Annotated in this window: 1 protein-coding gene; it reads left to right on the forward strand. The window is 72.6% G+C overall.

Annotated elements, in window-relative coordinates:
* A partial coding sequence (locus ACU8YE_RS25545) for a hypothetical protein (protein ID WP_446930404.1) occupies positions 1-247 on the forward strand: 247 nt, incomplete at its 5' end.
* Positions 248-434 lie beyond the last annotated feature (187 nt).

Below are 434 nucleotides of genomic sequence, written 5' to 3' on the forward strand. Positions count from 1 at the left end.
GCCCAAGCTCGGGCGCAAGCACCTCGACCAGGGCACGTCGGTCAAGCGCTTCGGCGAGATCGTGCTCGAGCGGATGCTGAAGAAGCAGGAGGCCCGCGGCAACGAGACCCTCGCCGGCAACGGCACCGAGGAGGTCGGCCGCGACGTCGCCCGCTCCGGCTCGAAGGCCGCCTTCCAGCGCGAGGTCGAGGAGGGCGCGGCCTTCTTCCGCCGCCTCAGCGGCAAGCCCGACCCGAAGAAGAACTGATCCTGCCGGGCGCGCGGGTGACCGCGCGCCGCCCAACCCGTCACGGCCGGCCTGATGGCGGCCCACCAGAGGACCCGCCTCGATGACCGTCTTCACGAACTTCCACCCGACCGCGCTCTACGCCGGCGACTTCCCGCGCGCCACGCGTTCGCTCGTGATCGCCTCGGGCGCCAATGCCCCCGGCGTG

The sequence above is a fragment of the Ralstonia sp. VS2407 genome, assembly GCF_052950655.1.